Source organism: Pseudomonas sp. NFPP02 (genome assembly GCF_900119355.1).
Taxonomy (GTDB): Bacteria; Pseudomonadota; Gammaproteobacteria; order Pseudomonadales; family Pseudomonadaceae; genus Aquipseudomonas; species Aquipseudomonas paracarnis.
The window spans coordinates 358,429-376,291 of the sequence record NZ_FPJI01000002.1; the positions used below are offsets into that span (position 1 = coordinate 358,429).

General features: G+C 61.6%; 10 protein-coding genes. 4 read left to right on the plus strand and 6 right to left on the minus strand.

Features of this window, described 5'->3' with window-relative positions:
• Positions 1–29: 29 nt before the first annotated feature.
• The 3 genes from BT204_RS05055 to putA all read right to left on the minus strand — a co-directional run bounded on the left by BT204_RS05055 (position 30) and on the right by putA (position 6,398).
• Entirely contained in the window at positions 30–230 is a 201-nt protein-coding gene (locus BT204_RS05055) for a hypothetical protein (RefSeq protein ID WP_072445851.1), read from the minus strand.
• A 170-nt stretch (positions 231–400) separates the two neighbouring features.
• Positions 401–2,203: an acyl-CoA dehydrogenase gene (locus BT204_RS05060; RefSeq protein WP_072445853.1), complete on the minus strand. Its 1,803-nt coding sequence runs from the start codon at positions 2,201–2,203 to the stop codon at positions 401–403.
• Between the two features lie 241 nt (positions 2,204–2,444).
• Complete coding sequence (putA, locus tag BT204_RS05065; RefSeq protein ID WP_054896231.1) at positions 2,445–6,398, minus strand: trifunctional transcriptional regulator/proline dehydrogenase/L-glutamate gamma-semialdehyde dehydrogenase; 3,954 nt, start codon at positions 6,396–6,398, stop codon at positions 2,445–2,447.
• Positions 6,399–6,859: 461 nt separating this feature from the next.
• On the opposite strand from putA, the gene putP reads away from it, so the two are divergent.
• The 4 genes from putP to rlmJ all read left to right on the plus strand — a co-directional run bounded on the left by putP (position 6,860) and on the right by rlmJ (position 12,242).
• Positions 6,860–8,344: a sodium/proline symporter PutP gene (putP, locus tag BT204_RS05075; RefSeq protein WP_034125609.1), complete on the plus strand. Its 1,485-nt coding sequence runs from the start codon at positions 6,860–6,862 to the stop codon at positions 8,342–8,344.
• 217 nt (positions 8,345–8,561) lie between these two features.
• Positions 8,562–10,583: a type VI secretion system tip protein TssI/VgrG gene (gene tssI, locus BT204_RS05080; protein ID WP_072445855.1), complete on the plus strand. Its 2,022-nt coding sequence runs from the start codon at positions 8,562–8,564 to the stop codon at positions 10,581–10,583.
• Entirely contained in the window at positions 10,583–11,308 is a 726-nt protein-coding gene (locus BT204_RS05085) for a DUF4123 domain-containing protein (protein WP_060764896.1), read from the plus strand. The genes tssI and BT204_RS05085 overlap by 1 nt, the downstream gene beginning before the upstream one ends.
• A 97-nt stretch (positions 11,309–11,405) precedes the next feature.
• On the plus strand, positions 11,406–12,242 hold the full coding sequence (rlmJ, locus tag BT204_RS05090; protein ID WP_072445856.1) for a 23S rRNA (adenine(2030)-N(6))-methyltransferase RlmJ: 837 nt from the start codon (positions 11,406–11,408) through the stop codon (positions 12,240–12,242).
• Positions 12,243–12,371: 129 nt separating this feature from the next.
• On the opposite strand, the gene msrA is transcribed toward rlmJ, so the two are convergent.
• From msrA to aceF, 3 genes are all read right to left on the minus strand, one after another.
• Positions 12,372–13,019 (minus strand): peptide-methionine (S)-S-oxide reductase MsrA, encoded by a 648-nt coding sequence (gene msrA / locus BT204_RS05095; protein WP_014716620.1) that lies wholly within the window; start codon positions 13,017–13,019, stop codon positions 12,372–12,374.
• A gap of 72 nt (positions 13,020–13,091) precedes the next feature.
• Complete coding sequence (locus BT204_RS05100; RefSeq protein ID WP_034125612.1) at positions 13,092–15,785, minus strand: putative bifunctional diguanylate cyclase/phosphodiesterase; 2,694 nt, start codon at positions 15,783–15,785, stop codon at positions 13,092–13,094.
• Between the two features lie 416 nt (positions 15,786–16,201).
• Positions 16,202–17,854 carry a dihydrolipoyllysine-residue acetyltransferase gene (gene aceF, locus BT204_RS05105; protein WP_072445858.1) on the minus strand — a complete coding sequence of 551 codons (1,653 nt, stop codon included), beginning with the start codon at positions 17,852–17,854 and terminating at the stop codon, positions 16,202–16,204.
• Positions 17,855–17,863 lie beyond the last annotated feature (9 nt).

The following is a 17,863-nucleotide window of genomic DNA, read 5'->3' on the forward strand; positions in this document are numbered from 1 at the left end:
CAGCGCGCGCGCCAGGCTTTTTCCGATGTTTACTCGTACACGATTTCGATGCTGTATTCGTCGTTGGCTGTAAATTTGAAAACTTTGTTAATTACTGTTTTCTTGTTTCCCAAAACGTCCAAGACATCGCCTGAGTTGGCAGAGATCAAGTATTCATCAAGCGTTATATCCTTTGCGATGGAAGGATCGCCGTTCTTATCGACGAGAATAATTTTCGGGGTGGTTTTCATGTTGATTCCTCAAAAGGGGCAGCAGGAGGTCATTGGTATGGAAGTCAGTGTGAACACGCTCTCGATACCTGAAAGCCTACCCCTTGAGAAGCCACGTCAGTAACTGTCAGAAATCACAGTCGTTTAGAACTCTAGTTCATTAGTTCGCGCGCCAGACTATTTCGCCGCTATTAGAACCACGCTTCCTGCATGCCCAGGCACGTATCGTCGCGTGCCTCAAGAATCGCCAGTTCATGATGGCAGCTCGGTACTTCCCAGGTCAGGAAGTACCGGGCGGCCTGGAACTTGCCCTTATAAAAGGCCGCGTCAGCCGCTTCCCCCTTGGCCAGCCCTTCTTCGGCGCGGATCGCCTGTTCCAGCCAGCGCCAGCCAATCACCGTGTGCCCGAACACTTTCAAGTACAGCGCCGAGTTCGCCAGGCTGCTGTTGACCTTGCCTTGGGCGAGATCGGTCAGCAGGCCAATCGTGACGCTTTGCAGCCGGTTTACAAGTTGCTCCAGGGGCTCTCGCAGTGCCGTGAGTGAAGGGTGCTTTTGCGCCCGGGCTCCGGTTTCAGCGATCAGGCGAATCAATTGCTTTAAGCCGGCACCGCCGTTCTGCGCCAATTTGCGCCCGAGCAGGTCCAGGGACTGGATGCCGTGGGTGCCTTCATGGATGGGGTTCAGGCGGTTGTCGCGGTAGTACTGCTCCACCGGGTATTCGCGGGTGTAGCCGTGGCCGCCGAGAATCTGGATCGCCAGCTCGTTGGCCTTGAGGCAGAACTCCGACGGCCAGGATTTGACGATGGGCGTGAGCAGGTCGAGCAGTTCGTGGGCTTGCTTGCGCTCGGTGTCGGTTTGCAGGGTGGTGGTGTCGTCGAACAGCCGCGCCGCGTACAGGCCGAGGTCAAAGGCGCCTTCCACATAGGCTTTCTGGGTCAGTAGCATGCGCTTGATGTCGGCGTGCTGGATGATCGCCACCGGTGCGGTGCTCGGGTCTTTGCTATCAGGCAGGCGCCCCTGGGGCCGTTCGCGGGCGTAGTCCAGGGAGTAAAGGTAGCCGGCGTAACCGAGCATCACCGCGCCCATGCCTACGCCGATGCGTGCCTCGTTCATCATCTGGAACATGCAGCTCAGCCCCTGGTGCGGCTTGCCCACCAGGTAGCCGACACAGTTGCCGTTATCGCCAAAGTTAAGCGCCGTGGACGTGGTGCCGCGCCAGCCCATCTTGTGGAACAGCCCCGCCAGCAGCACATCGTTGCGAGCGCCCAGGCTGCCGTCATCGTTGACCAGGAACTTGGGCACGATAAACAGCGAAATGCCCTTCACGCCTGCGGGAGCGTCCGGCAATTTGGCCAGCACCATGTGCACGATGTTTTCCGACAGCGAATGGTCGCCACCGGAGATAAAGATCTTGTTGCCCTTGAGCCGATAACTGCCGTCAGCCGCTGGTTCTGCACGGGTCCGAATGTCCGACAGGGAGGAACCGGCATGGGGCTCGGTCAGGGCCATGGTGCCGAAGAAGCGCCCGTCGATCATTGGCTGCAGGAAGCGTTGTTTCTGCTCCTCGGTGCCGAAGCTCTCAATGAGGTTGGCGGCGCCCATGGTCAGGAACGGGTAGGACGTCGAGGCGGCGTTGGCCGATTGGAAGTGCGCGAAACAAGCCTGGGACAACAGGGTCGGCAGTTGCATGCCGCCTGCTTCAAAGCTACGTGCTGCGTTGAGGAAGCCGGCTTCAAGGAAGGCGTCCACGGCGGGTTTGACCTCCGGGATCAGGATCGCCTGGCCGTTTTCATAGCGCGGTTCGTTTTCGTCGTTCTTGCGGTTGTGAGGGGCGAAGTACTTTTCTGCGATGTTGCGCGCCGTGCTGATCGCGGCATCGAAGGTTTCGCGGTTGTGTTCGGCAAACCGCTCGCGCTGGGTCAGGCCCTCGGCATCGAGGACTTCGTACAGCTCGAAAGCCAGATTGCGGGAACTGAGCAGCGTCTCGGACATGGCGGCGTACCTTTGAAGGAATTGGCCTGAGTCTAAGTCCGCGAATGGAGGGTGGATAGCAAGATTGATTTAAGTGATAGAAGGGCAGAACGCTGGCGAGGCATCGAGATCGTTCCCACGCTCTGCGTGGGAACGCCTCTTTTGACGCTCCGCGTCACGCTTCTGGACGCAGAGCGTCCTTGAGCTGCATTCCCACGCGGAGCGTGGGAACGATCAGCCGCGATCAGCCGCGTTGTATCAGTTAGCCGATGGTCATCAGGCTGGCGTTACCACCCGCTGCAGCAGTGTTAACGCTCAACGCACGCTCGATCACCAGACGCTCCAGCGCAATCGCCGTTTCGCCTTGCGACATGCCATGCACCCCGACAATTGCCCCACCGCGCTGCGCCACTTGCTGGCACACCGCACGCAGTTGGTCGGAATCACCGTGATGCAGCACAGCGTCAAACACCACGTCGTCCTTGGACCAGTCGGCCACGCGCTTGATCTTCGCCTGAATCTCTTTAGGCAGGCGTGGGAACAAGGCCTTGGTCAGCTCGGTTTCCGGCCATACCGCCGAACCACCGACGGCCAATACCGCCGCCAGTTGGGTCAGCAGGTCGCCTTCCACTTCGGCCAGGCACAGCACGTGCTCGCGCGGCAGGATGGCGTAGCTGTTGCGCTCGCCAGTCGGGCCGGCCAGTTGGCGGGTGATACCGCTCTGCGATTGGGCGGCGAACTGCGTGCACAACGCGCTCAGTTCGCTGAACTTATTGCCGTCGGCCCAGGTTTTCAGGGCGGTCAGCGATTGGCTCATGGCATCACGCAGGCGCACATCCGGCGCGGCCAGCTTGTCGCCCCGTACGAAGGATTGCTCGATCGCATCGGTAGGACGAGTCGACAGCAAGCGGTACAGGTACAGCGGGCCACCGGCTTTCGGGCCAGTGCCGGACAGGCCTTCGCCGCCGAACGGCTGCACGCCGACCACGGCGCCAACAATGTTGCGGTTGACGTAGACGTTACCGGCATTGACGTTGTCGATCACCTTGGCGATGGTCTCGTCGATGCGGGTGTGCACGCCCAGGGTCAGGCCGTAGCCGGAAGCGTTGATCTGGCCGATGAGCTGGTCGATCTCTTTGCGCTTGTAGCGCACTACGTGCAATACCGGGCCGAAGATCTCGCGTTGCAGTTCGTCGAAGCTTTCCAGCTCGATCAGGGTCGGCATCACGAAGGTGCCGCGCTTGATCTCTTCACCGTCGGCAATCGCCACCTGGTAAACGTTGCGGCCTTTGTCGCGCATGGCCTGGATGTGTTTCTCGATACCGGCCTTGGCTTCGGCGTCGATCACCGGGCCGATGTCGACCGACAGGCGTTCCGGGTTACCCAGGCGGCATTCAGCCATGGCGCCCTTGAGCATTTCGACCACACGGTCTGCCGAATCTTCCTGCAGGCACAGTACGCGCAGGGCCGAACAACGTTGACCGGCGCTGTCGAAGGCCGACGATACGACGTCGATCACCACTTGTTCGGTCAGCGCCGAGGAATCGACGATCATCGCGTTCTGGCCACCGGTTTCGGCGATCAGCGGAATCGGGCGACCCTGGGCATCCAGGCGACCGGCGACATTGCGTTGCAGCAGGCGCGCCACTTCGGTGGAACCGGTGAACATCACGCCTTTGACGCGATCATCACCCACCAGACGGGCACCGACGCTTTCGCCCTGGCCTGGCAGCAATTGCAGCACGCCTTCCGGAATACCGGCTTCAAGCAGAATACGTACGGCCTGGGCAGCCACCAGCGGCGTCTGCTCGGCAGGCTTGGCCAGCACCGGGTTACCAGCAGCCAGCGCTGCAGCTACCTGGCCGCTGAAGATGGCGAGCGGGAAGTTCCACGGGCTGATGCACACCACCGGGCCCAATGGGCGGTGGGCGTCATTGGTAAAGTCGTTGCGCGCCTGCACCGCGTAGTAACGCAGGAAGTCCACGGCTTCACGCACTTCGGCGATGGCGTTGGCGAAGGTCTTGCCGGCTTCACGGGCCAGCAAGCCCATCAGCGGCTGGATCTCGCCTTCCATCAGGTCGGCGGCGCGTTCGAGGATGGCAGCGCGTTCGGCGGGCGGGGTGGCCTGCCAGATCGGCGCGGCGCTGATGGCGCACTGGATGGCGTTGTCGACGTCTTCGACGGTGGCTTCCTGTACCTGGCCGACCACATCACGCAGGTCGGATGGGTTCAGAACCGGTTGTGCCGCTTCATTGCTGGCGGCGCAACCGAGCATCGGTGCGGCTTTCCAGTTGTTGTGAGCAGTGGCCAGCAGGGCGCAGGACAACGAGGCCAGGCGATGTTCGTTGGCCAGGTCGATACCGGCCGAGTTGGCGCGGTCGCTGCCGTACAGGTCACGCGGCAAAGGGATGCGCGGGTGCGGCAGGCCGAAACCGCCTTCCTGGGTTGCCATTTGCTCGATGCTGGCCACCGGGTCGGCTACCAGTTCCTGGATCGAGATGGACTGGTCAGCGATGCGGTTGACGAACGAGGTGTTGGCGCCGTTTTCCAGCAGGCGGCGTACCAGATAGGCCAGCAGCGTTTCGTGGGTACCGACCGGCGCGTACACACGGCACGGACGGTTCAACTTACCTTCGGAAACCTTGCCTACAACCTGTTCGTACAGCGGTTCACCCATGCCGTGCAGGCACTGGAACTCGTACTGGCCGGGGTAATAGTTCTGACCGGCGATGTGGTAGATAGCCGACAGGGTGTGGGCGTTGTGCGTGGCGAACTGCGGGTAGATGACTTCCGGCACCGACAGCAGTTTGCGCGCGCAGGCAATGTAGGAAACGTCGGTGTACACCTTACGGGTGTACACCGGGTAGCCTTCCAGGCCTTCGACCTGGGCGCGCTTGATTTCGCTGTCCCAGTACGCGCCTTTTACCAGGCGGATCATCAGGCGATGGCGGCTGCGGCGGGCCAGGTCGATGACGTAGTCGATCACATACGGGCAACGCTTCTGGTACGCCTGGATCACAAAGCCGATGCCGTTCCAGCCAGTCAATTGCGGCTCGAAGCACAGGCGCTCGAGCAGGTCCAGGGACAGCTCCAGGCGGTCGGCTTCTTCGGCGTCGATGTTCAGGCCGATGTCGTACTGCTTGGCCAGCAAAGTCAGCGACAGCAGGCGCGGGTACAGCTCATCCATCACACGCTCGTACTGCGCACGGCTGTAGCGCGGGTGCAGGGCGGAGAGTTTGATGGAGATGCCCGGGCCTTCATAGATCCCACGGCCATGGGAGGCTTTGCCGATGGAATGAATGGCTTGTTCGTACGAGGCCAGGTACTTCTGGGCGTCGTGTTCGGTGAGTGCGGCTTCACCGAGCATGTCGTAGGAATAGCGGAAGCCCTTGGCTTCGAATTTGCTCGCATTGGCCAAGGCTTCGGCGATGGTTTCGCCGGTGACGAACTGCTCGCCCATCAGGCGCATGGCCATGTCGACGCCCTTGCGGATCATCGGCTCGCCGCTCTTGCCGATGATGCGGCTCAGGGACGAGGTCAGCCCTGCTTCGTTGTGGGTGGACACCAGCTTGCCAGTCAGCAGCAGGCCCCAGGTAGCGGCGTTGACGAACAGCGATGGGCTGTTGCCCAAATGCGGCTGCCAGTTGCCGGTGCTGATCTTGTCGCGGATCAGTGCATCGCGGGTGCCTTTGTCCGGGATGCGCAGCAGCGCTTCGGCCAGGCACATCAGCGCCACGCCTTCCTGGGACGACAGGGAGAATTCTTGCAGCAGGCCCTGAACAATACCGGCACGGCCGCCGGCACTCTTCTGATTGCGCAGTTTTTCGGCAATGCTCGCGGCCAGCTTGTTGGTGGCTTCGGCCATCGGTGCCGGCAGGCGCGCCTGTTCGATCAGCATCGGTACCACTTCCGGCTCGGGGCGGCGGTAAGCGGCGGTGATTGCGGCACGCAATACCGATTGCGGCAGGATGCTCTCGGCGAACTCAAGGAAGCACTGGTGGGCGTGGTCGGCCTGGACCTCGCCGGCATCATCGGCCTCCTTGGTGCTCAAGCCATTGAGCTCGGACAGGGTTGCACCACCCTCGAGTTTCTCCAGGTAATTGAAAATCGCCTGCTTGATCAGCCAGTGCGGCGTGCGATCAATGGAGGTCGCGGCGGCCTTCAGGCGTTCGCGGGTCGGGTCGTCGAGTTTGACCCCAAGGGTGGTCGTTGCCATTTTTTTATCCTCATGGGTGCCACTACCGAGTGGCATCTGCTGGCGGCAAGATTAGCTTTGCCCATCCTGAGGTGCAACCGGGTGCAACCCTTTTGTTGGTTAAATATTCGACGCTTGATCGGAAAAAAATAAACACACGACCGAATCCGCTTCGCGCTGGTGCATTTGCTTCTGAGATCGGCTGTTCTTGCTCCGAAAAGGAGCAAAAAAAGCGCGTTTGTCCTAAAACACACTTGGGTGCAACTTAATCGGCAGAAACTGGTTGCACCTTATTTGCTTTGTTGAATAGCATTCGCGCACCAAGGTGCAACCAACCCTCTGGGTGGGTTCATCGGCTGGCGGCTTTCCTGGGGAAACGCCAGTCATAAATGCGCGGCATGCAGGTTCGTCTATCCGGTTATCCACGGGTGGCCGTCCCCATGACCGTCGCTACATAAAAACAAAGCCAGGGCGTCACTCCTATGAGCGTTAGTAATCCAACCCTGATCACGTTCGTGATCTACATCGCAGCAATGGTGCTGATCGGCCTGATGGCCTATCGCTCCACCAACAACCTTTCCGATTACATCCTGGGCGGTCGCAGCCTCGGTAGCGTGGTGACAGCCTTGTCCGCCGGTGCTTCCGACATGAGCGGCTGGCTGTTGATGGGCTTGCCGGGCGCGATCTACATGTCCGGTCTGTCGGAAAGCTGGATTGCCATCGGCCTGATCGTCGGTGCCTACCTCAACTGGTTGTTCGTGGCCGGCCGCCTGCGCGTGCAGACCGAACACAACGGCGACGCCCTGACCCTGCCGGATTACTTCTCCAGCCGCTTCGAAGATAAAAGCGGCCTGCTGCGGATCATCTCCGCCGTGGTGATCCTGGTGTTCTTCACCATCTACTGCGCCTCCGGCATCGTCGCCGGCGCCCGCCTGTTCGAAAGCACCTTCGGCATGTCCTACGAGACCGCGCTGTGGGCCGGTGCTGCGGCGACTATTGCCTACACCTTCATCGGTGGTTTCCTGGCAGTCAGCTGGACCGACACCGTGCAAGCCACGCTGATGATCTTCGCGCTGATCCTCACGCCGATTATCGTGCTGCTGGCCACCGGCGGCGTAGACACCACCTTCCTGGCCATTGAAGCCAAGGACCCGACCAGCTTCGACATGCTGAAAAACACCACCTTCATCGGCGTTATCTCGTTGATGGGCTGGGGCCTGGGCTACTTCGGCCAGCCGCACATCCTCGCGCGCTTCATGGCGGCGGACTCGGTTAAGTCGATCGCCAAGGCGCGTCGCATCTCCATGACCTGGATGATCCTGTGCTTGGGCGGCACCGTGGCGGTGGGCTTCTTCGGTATCGCTTACTTCTCGGCGCACCCGGAAGTGGCGGGCCCGGTGACTGAAAACCCAGAGCGTGTGTTTATCGAGCTGGCCAAAATCCTGTTCAACCCATGGGTTGCCGGTGTGTTGCTGTCGGCCATTCTGGCGGCTGTGATGAGCACCCTGAGCTGCCAACTGCTGGTGTGCTCCAGCGCCCTGACGGAAGACTTCTACAAGGCGTTCCTGCGCAAAGGCGCTTCCCAGCTTGAGCTGGTATGGGTCGGTCGCATCATGGTGCTGGTAGTGGCCTTGATCGCCATCGCCATGGCCGCCAACCCGGAAAACCGCGTACTGGGCCTGGTCAGCTACGCCTGGGCCGGTTTCGGTGCAGCCTTCGGCCCCGTGGTACTGATCTCGGTCATCTGGAAGCACATGACCCGCAACGGCGCCCTGGCCGGCATCCTGGTCGGCGCGATCACCGTGATCGTGTGGAAGCACTTCGAATTGCTGGGCCTGTACGAAATCATCCCAGGCTTCATCTTCGCCAGCCTGGCGATCTACTTCGTGAGCAAGATGGGCGCACCGACGGTGGGCATGGTCGAGCGTTTTGATGCTGCGGAAAAAGATTACAACTTGAACAAGTAATTCGCTGGGCGTTTAACGCCTACTGAACGAACAAGAAAGGCCCACGTCCGAAGGACACTGGGCCTTTTTTTGTGTGGGCTGATTGGTGCAATTGCCGTCGATGCTCGTGGGTTCCAGCGGTGCTCACGTAGGACCTTACTTATTTGCCGAGGCAGCGCTCGGCAAGGCGAACGGCTGGTGCAGAATCGACCGCCCACCCTTCGCAGAGAAACACCGGATGTTCGCTCCTGCCAACCAACCTGCATTTACCCTGGCCCTGGATGGGGCGCCGAGTGATTTCGAGGTGTTCGCGTTCGACGGCACCGAGGCCATCAGCCAGCCCTATCGTTTTGAACTTGAGCTGGTCAGCGAGCAGCCGGATATCGACCTGGAGGGCTTGCTGCATCGCCAGGTGTACTTGGGCTTCGACGATCAGGGGCATGGCGTTCACGGCCTGGTGTATCGGGTTGCCCAGGGCGACTCGGGCCGGCGCCTGACGCGTTACCAGCTCAGCCTTGCGCCGCATCTGGCGTACCTGGCACACAGCAGCCACCAGCGCATTTTTCAGCATAAGACGGTGCCGCAGATTGTTGCTCAGGTGCTGGCAGGGCAGGGGATTCACAGTGATCGCTTTGAGTTCCGGTTGAGCGGTGATTACCCGGAGCGTGAATATTGCGTGCAGTTCGGCGAGAGCGACCTGGCGTTCATCCAGCGCCTGTGTGCCGAGCTGGGTATTCACTATCACTTCCAGCATTCCCCCGCAGGGCATCTGCTGGTGTTTGGCGATGACCAGACCGTATTTGCCCAGGCAGATCAGCCCACGCCGTACCGGCCTGGTTCGGGAATGGTCGCCGCTAACCCTGCGATCAAGCGCTTCACCTTGCAATTGGCGACCTGCACCACGGCGTTGAATCTTCGCGATTACGACTTTCGCAAACCCCATGTCGAGCTGGAAAGCGCAGCCGTCGACAAGTCATTGCCCAAGCTTGAAGCGCAGCACTACCCCGGCAAGTTTTCCGACCGAGCCCAAGGCAGATGCCTCGCCCAGCGTGGCCTGGAGCGGTACCGCAGCGACTATCGTAGTGCCCATGGCCAGGGCGATGAGCCGGCGTTGGCCAGTGGCCGGTTTCTGCAGTTGCGTGAGCACCCCCGTGAGGACTGGAACGACCTGTGGCTGGTGACGCAGGTGCGCCATGAAGGCAAGCAGCCTCAGGTGCTGGAGGAAGCGGTCACCGAGGAGGACGGAGGGGAACTGCGCCAAGGGTATCGCAACGCATTTGTCGCCGCGCCATGGGATGCGGTGTTTCGTCCGCCCTTGCCGGAGCAGCCGCGCCCGACGGTATCGGGATATCAAAGTGCAGTGGTCACCGGCCCGGTTGACAGTGAGGTTCACTGTGACGAATACGGCCGGGTCAAGGTGCAACTGGCCTGGGATCGTGTCGGCGAGCACAACGACCATTCCAGTTGCTGGCTGCGGGTCGCCAGTGGCTGGGCCCATGACCGTTATGGCGTGGTGCTGATACCCCGGGTGGGCATGGAAGTGCTGGTGGGGTTCGTCAATGGCGACATGGATATGCCGCTGGTGGTGGGGTGCCTGCCCAACGCCGCCACGCCTGTGCCCCTCGACCTGCCCGCGGACAAGACCCGTAGTCTCTGGCGTAGCCAGAGCAGCCCTGGCGGTTGTGGCTACAACGAACTGCGTATCGAGGACCGCAAGGGTGCCGAAGAAATCTACCTGCGCGCCCAGCGGGACTGGACCCAGCATGTGTTGCACGACCAGCAGGTACAGGTCGATAACCAGCGTCGCGTGCAGGTGGGCGGCGAGTCGCGCCATGAGCTGCGGGGCGAAGAGCAGCGCATCACCCACGGCAACCGTTTGACCGAGCTCAAGCAGGATGACCATCTGGTGGTTGGCGGTTCGCAGCACATGCGTGCCGGGCAAATCATTGCGCTGGGCGCCGGGCAAAGCATCATCATTGATGCGGGTGCCAGCGTGACGATCCAGGCGGGTGGGCAGTCGATCACATTGTCAGCGGGCGGGATTTTCAGCAGTGTGCCGATCCAGCTCGGCAGCGCGCCTGCCCCGACGCCGGCGCCGTTAATGCCTGGGTTGAAAGAGGCTGTATTGGCAGCGGTTCCCGCGCCGTTAAGCCGTGCACAAGTGTTCAGCCTCAAACGCAGCGCGCCGTTCTGCGAAGAATGCGAGCGCTGCAAGAACGGCCAGTGCGACATCGACGCCCATACACGGAGTGCGTCCTGATGCCCGCGCTCTTGACGCCCAATGCCTGGCTGGCGCAATACCCGTTGCAGCCTGATGAACAGCTGTATGCCGTGCTGGGCAATGCCAGCGACGCCAAGCCGCTCGCCGCCTGGCAAGCCACGGCCGCTGCAAAGATGCCGCGACCGATCTGGGCGGGCACGGCCTACGCTGACTGGGATGAGGTCATGCCCTACGTTGGCGTCGTTGAGCCGAGCAGTGCCTTTCTCGATTGGATAGCCACCACCCAAGCGCCGGATTGGGGCTGGCTGGCGGTCTCGTCCAGCCCGCTGGAGGTGGTGATCGCGCATTTTAAGGGTTTGACCCAGGTGTACCTCTCTGAAAACCAGCCGGTGTTTTTGCGTTTCTGGGATGGCGCGCACCTTTTGCCGATGTTGCAGTCATTAGGCGACGAGGCCGGGCGCGTGTTGCCAGTGTTCCAGCGCTACTTGATCAACGGCCAGCCGCTGTCGGTGGCGGCCAAACCAGTCACTGCGGCCCCAGCCAGCCCCTGGTGGCAGGTGCCGGAATCGTTGCTCAAGCATATGGCGCAGCAGTCACCGCAGGTGCTGGTCGACAACCTGCTGCAATGGCTCCAAGAGCAGCGTCCTGACCTCTATACCGCGTTTACGCCAGCAACCTTGCAGCATAAAGTCGCCTACTTCGCACGCAGGCCGCAAATCAGCCATGGTGCACTGGCTGATTACCTTGCCTCGCAGCTCAGTTGAGCCCCTGGCGATAGCGTCACTTCCGTGCCGCCCGCCGTGCGGCCCTGCACCTTTGCACCGGTAGAAGGTAAACTTCGCCCCCTGCGCAGGAGCAACCATGAATTATCGTCACGCCTTTCACGCCGGCAACCATGCCGATGTCTTCAAACACCTGACCTTGACCCGCCTCATCGCCCTGATGTCGCGCAAGGAACAGCCGTTCGCCTACCTCGACACTCACGCAGGCATTGGCTTGTATGACTTGCAGGGCGACCAGGCCAACCGCACCGGTGAGTACCTGGAAGGCATTGCCCGCCTGTGGGGCGCAAGCGACCTGCCGCCGTTCACCGCCGACTACATGCGCGTGCTGCACGATATGAACCCAGATGGCCAGTTGCGCTACTACCCGGGCTCGCCGGAACTGGCGCGCCGCCTCACGCGGCCCCAGGACCGTGTGTTGCTCAACGAGAAGCACCCTGAAGATGGCGTGCTGCTCAAGGACAACATGAAGGGTGATCGCCGCGTCAAAGTGCACCTGGGCGAAGGCTGGCACGTGCCACGGGCCTTGCTGCCGGTACCGGAAAAGCGCGCGCTGATGCTGATCGACCCGCCGTTTGAAAAACTCGACGAAATGCAGCGTTGCGCCGCGTCCCTCAAGGAGGCTGTTAGCCGTATGCGCCAGACGGTGGCGGCGATTTGGTACCCGGTGAAAGACCAGCGCATGTTGCGCCGTTTCTACCAGGACCTGGCCGGCACCGGTGCGCCGAAGCTGCTGCGTGTGGAGTTGCTGGTGCATCCGCTGGACACGCCCAATACCCTCACCGGCTCGGGCCTGGCGATTGCCAACCCGCCGTGGGGCCTGGAAGAGGAATTGCGTGAGTTGCTGCCATGGTTGTCCAAGCAACTGGGCCAGACCCAGGGTGGCTGGCAGATGGATTGGCTGATCGCCGAGTAACCGATCGTTCCCGCGCTCCGCGTGGTAATGCAGCCTGTGACGCTCCGCGTCACGATGTTAAAAGCGGACGCGGAGCGTCCAGGACGGCATTCCCACGCGGAGCGTGGGAATGCCGTCCTGGCACAAGGGTTAGATCGGGCAGGTCACGCCCGTGCCGCCGATCCCGCAGTAACCCTGGGGGTTCTTCGCCAGGTACTGCTGGTGATACGCCTCGGCGAAGTACACCGTCGGGGCCTCTTCGATTTCCGTGGTGATCTCACCCAGGCCGGCCTTGCTCAGCTCTTGCTGATACGCCTCGGCACTGGCCTTGGCTGCCGCCAGTTGCTCAGGCGTGGTGGCGTAGATCACCGAACGGTACTGGCTGCCGATGTCGTTGCCCTGGCGCATGCCCTGGGTCGGGTTGTGCAGTTCCCAGAACATTTTCAGCAGGTCTTCGTATTTCACCTTGGCCTGGTCATACACCACGAGCACCACTTCGCTATGGCCGGTCAGGCCCGAGCAGACTTCTTCATAAGTCGGGTTGGGCGTAAAGCCGCCGGCGTAGCCAACCACGGTGCTGACCACGCCGTCGCGCTGCCAGAACTTGCGTTCTGCGCCCCAGAAGCAGCCCAGGCCGAAGATCGCAAAGCCGACATCATCCAGGAACGGGCCCAGCAGTGGGTTGCCGTTGACGAAGTGCGTTTCGGGCAACTTCATCGGGGTTTCACGACCAGGCAACGCTTGTTCTTGAGTAGGCAGCACGTTTTTGTTCACCAGAATTTCCGAGCGCAAGACCATGATCAGTCCTCTCGTCAGGTTGAGTAACAGTAAATTGTCAGACAGCCAGTGTGCCCGAGTGTTACAGCGCTGTCAGGCGATTGGCCCGCGCGGGTAGCGTTTAAGCCTCTGCATCAGCTCGGCACCCGGGATCGGGCGGTCGAACAGGTAGCCCTGGCCCACGTCGCAACGGTGCCGGCGCAGGAACGCCAACTGCTCAGCGGTTTCGATGCCTTCGGCCACGACCTTGAGTTTGAGGTTGTGGGCCATGGCGATCACCGCCGAGGTGATTTCCATGTCGTCCTGGTTGTCCGGGATTTCATGGATAAAGCTGCGATCAATCTTAATGATGTCGATGGGGAATTTTTTCAAGTAGCTCAGCGACGAGTAACCGGTACCGAAGTCGTCCATCGCCAGGGTCAGGCCGAAGCTCTTGAGCTGGTCCAGTTGCAGGCGCGTATCTTCAGTGGCTTCCAGCAGCAAGCCTTCGGTCAGCTCCAGCTCCAGCAGGTTGGCCGGCAGCTGTTCCTCCTTGAGGATGGTGGCAATCGAGGCCACCAGGTCCGGGTCGGAAAATTGCTTGGGCGACAGGTTGATGGCCACCTGCAAGTTGCCCAGGCCTGCGGCCGTCAATTGCCGGCTCATGCGGCAGGCCTGGCGCGCGATCCATTTGCCGATGGGGATAATCAGCCCGGTTTCTTCAGCCACGCTGATGAACTGGTCGGGGCGGATCATGCCTTTTTCCGGGTGGTTCCAGCGCAACAGTGCTTCCATGCCCAGCAGGCGACCGCTGCGCAGGCATAGCTTGGGCTGGTAGAACACGTCCAGCTCGTTCTGGGTCAGGGCACGGCGCAGGTTGTTTTCCACGAACAGCTTGTAGCTGGCCTCGGCATTCAGCGCTTCGGTAAACACTTGCACTTGGTGCTTACCGTTGGCTTTGGCCTTGTGCAGGGCCAGGCCGGCGTTGCGCATCAGGGTCTGCGGGTCGCGGCCATGCAGCGGCGCGCAGGCCAGGCCCACGGAACCGGTGACGCTGATCAACTGGTTGTCGACGAACATCGGCTTGTCGAGGGTAGTCAGCAACTGGCTGGCCACCTGCTGGCCGGTCTCAAGGTCGGCATCGTCCAACAGCACCGCGAATTCGTTACTGGCAAAACGCGCCAGGCTGCCGCCGCTGCTCAAGCTGTTGCGCAGGCGGCGCGCCAGGCTGATCAACAACTTGTCGCCAGTCTGGTGGCCGAGGCTGTCGTTGATGCGCTTGAAGTTGTCGATGTCCACCAACAGCAGGCTGATCGGGCTGTCGCTGTCGCGGGCAAAGCGCTCGTCGAGGTTGCGAATGAACGCGGGGCGATTGCCCAGGTTGGTCAGGTTGTCGGTGTAGGCAAGGCGTTCGATGCGCTGTTGCGCCAGCTTGGTCTGGGTGATGTCTTCGTAGATGCCGATGTAGTGGGTCAGCTCGCGGTTGTCGCCATACACCTTGGAAATCGACAGCTGGCCCCAGTACGGTTCCAGGTTCTTGCGGCGGCTCTTGAACTCGCCTTGCCAGCTGTTGCTTTTGGCCAGGGCCGAAGGCGCGTCGAACAGCAATTCGCTGAGGTTCTCCAGAGCTGGCAGTTGGGCCAGGCGATGGCCGTGGACTTCTTCGGCGCTGTATTGGGTAATCGCGGTGAAGCTGGGGTTGACGTACTCCACCACGCCGTCGCAATTGACCAGCAAAAACGCGTTGGCGCTTTGCTCCACGGCGCGCTGGAACAAGTGCAGGGCGCTGGTGGCAGTGCGGCGGTTGTGGTTGTTGATGACTTGGGCGAACTGGTCTGCCAGCTCGCCGGCGAACGCGATTTCATCGGACTGCCAGGCGCGTGGGCTGCCACCTTGCTCCAGGCACAGCACGCCGACGACCTGGCCGTCGACGCGGATGCTGGCGTCGAGCATCGCGTGGATGTCCTTGGCGCGCAGGCTTTCAGCCATTTCCCGGGTGCGTGGGTCGCGCAGGGCGTGGGTGGCGTCGATCGCGCGGCTGGAGTGCAGGGCTTCCAGGTAATCCGGGAAGCCGCTGGCATCGATGGCTTCAGGCAGATGGTGTTGTTGATCGGCGCGGTGATAGGCGGAGATCGGTACCAGATGATGGCCTTCGAGGTTCCAGATGCTGGCGCAGTCGATCTGGTAAATGTCGCAGGCGCTGCGCGTGATGAGTTCAGCGGCTTCTTGCAGGGAATTTGGCGTTGTGTAGCGTTGGCGCGCCAGCAGCAGGATCAGTTCTTGCTGGGCGCGCACTCGCTCCAGGTGTTGCAACTGCTCCTGCTGCGCTCGCTGGTTGAGCTCCAATGCGATTTGCAGGCGGCTGTTCTGGTTTTCCAGGTCGACCGTCGGGGCGGGTGCGCTGGTCTCGCTGAACAGCCCCTCGACCACCATCAGGTAGCCGCGCACCAGGTGGCGGTTATGTTGTTTGTAGGCCTCGCCCATCTCCAGCACGCTCAGCGGTCCGTCATGGGTGTGCAGGTTGTAGCGCACCAGATAATGGGGGCTGTGGGCCAGTTGCTGCTGGATCGCATCGTGCAACTGGTAGCGCGCCTGGGGTTCCATCAGGCTGGCGTAGGGTGTGCCGATCAAGGCGCAGAGTTCAACCGCCGGCAGGCCGAACTGGCGTTCGCAATTGGGATCGAGGTAGAGCAGGGCCCAGCTTGCCTCATTAAGCCGCTCGAAACGCAGCATACCGAGGCGCGAAGGCACCGGTAATTGCGTCACTACCTCGGCCGCCATACGGGCGACATCGGGTTGGCTTTTCATGGGGAAACTCGCTTGGGAAAATGCGCACTGCGCTGGGCTCACGCCCTCTTGACTGTCGACTGCGGCAAGGTTGCATCATGCAGGACGCAGTGACAAGAGAGGATGAAGGCTAAGTGCTATAAGCCTGTTATCGGCCGCGCAAGGGATTTCTGTAATTGGGGTGATCGGTGGTGCGTTGACGCAGGTAGGGTGCTTGCGTGTGGCGAGCAAGCTTGCTTGCGCTGGGCTGCGCAGCGGCCCCAAAATCTTGGGAGCGCTTCGCACTCCAGCGGGAGCAAGCTCCCTCGCCACAGCAGGCTCGCTCCTACAAAATACAGGCAAAAAAAGCCCCGCCAAGTGGCGGGGTTGAGGTACGAGCGTGGCGCTCGGAAATCGGTGTGGCAAGGGCCTTCCCGGCAACAGGAAGGCCCTGCGACTTACAGCAGGATGGTGCGGATGTCGTTCAGCAACTGGCTCAGGCGCTGGGTGAAGCGCGCAGCCGCGGCGCCGTTGATCACACGGTGATCGTAGGACAGCGACAGTGGCAGCATCAGCTTGGGTTGGAACGCTTTACCGTCCCACACAGGCTGGATGGTGGCCTTGGACACACCCAGGATCGCCACTTCCGGCGCGTTGACGATTGGCGTGAAGCCAGTGCCGCCAATGTGGCCGAGGCTGGAGATGGTGAAGCAAGCGCCCTGCATGTCGTCCGGGGTGAGCTTCTTGTCGCGGGCCTTGGCAGCCAGCGCAGCCGCTTCGCCAGCGAGTTGCAGCAGGCTCTTCTGGTCGACGTTCTTGATGACCGGTACCAGCAGGCCATCCGGGGTGTCGACCGCAAAGCCGATGTGCACGTACTTCTTGCGAATGATCGCCTTGCCGCTTGGCGCCAGCGAGCTGTTGAAGTCCGGCAGTTCCTTGAGCAGGTGTGCACAGGCCTTGAGCAGCAGTGGCAGCACGGTCAGCTTCACGCCGGCCTTCTCGGCCACGGCTTTCTGCGCAACGCGGAACGCTTCCAGGTCGGTGATATCGGCCTGGTCGAACTGAGTCACGTGCGGGATGTTCAGCCAGCTGGCGTGCAGGCCTGCCGCGCCGATTTGCATCAGGCGGGTCATCGGCACTTCTTCGATTTCGCCGAAACGGCTGAAATCCACGGTGCGGATCGGCGGAATGCCCGAACCACCGGTAGCGCCGCCGGCAGCCGGAGCTTCCTTGGCTTTTTGCATCATGGCTTTGACGTAAACCTGCACGTCTTCCTTCAGCACACGGCCGTGAGGGCCGCTGGCTGCAACAGCGCTCAGCTCGACGCCAAATTCACGGGCCAGCTGACGCACGGCTGGGCCGGCGTGAACCTTGGCACCGCTTGGCGCAGGCGCAGGCGCAGCAGCCGCAGGGGCTGGCGCAGCTTCGGCTTTTGCGGCCGGAGCAGGGGCAGCAGCGGCAGGTGCCGCTTCAGCCTTGGCAGCCGGAGCAGCAGCCGGTGCTGGTGCGGCGGCTGGCGCAGCACCTTGTACTTTGAGCTTGAGGATGAAGTCACCGGTGCCGACTTCGTCTTCCAGCTTGACCGCGATGCTTTCCACCACGCCGGCAGCCGGCGATGGGATTTCCATGGAAGCCTTGTCGGACTCCAGGGTGATCAGCGACTGGTCGGCTTCGACGGTGTCGCCGACCTTGACCAGCAGCTCGATGATCTTGGCCTTGCCCGACGAACCGATGTCCGGGACGTGAATGTCCTGGACGGTCGCGGCGGCAGGTGCAGCGGCCGGGGCTGGAGCAGCCTCGGCAGCGGCAGGCTTTTCAGCAGCAGGTGCAGGTGCAGCGGCGGCCGGAGCCGCGGCCGCAGGGGCTGCATCAGCAGCGCCTTCGATTTCCAGCTCCAGCAGTTCGTCGCCTTCTTTCAGGCGGTCGCCCAGCTTCACTTTCAGGCTTTTGACCACGCCGGCCTTGGGAGCAGGGATTTCCATGCTCGCCTTGTCCGACTCGAGGGTCAGGATGCTCTGGTCGGCTTCGACGGTGTCGCCGACCTTCACAAACAGCTCGATTACTTCACCTTCACCGCTGCCGATGTCAGGTACGCGAATGAGTTCGCTCACAAAAAATCT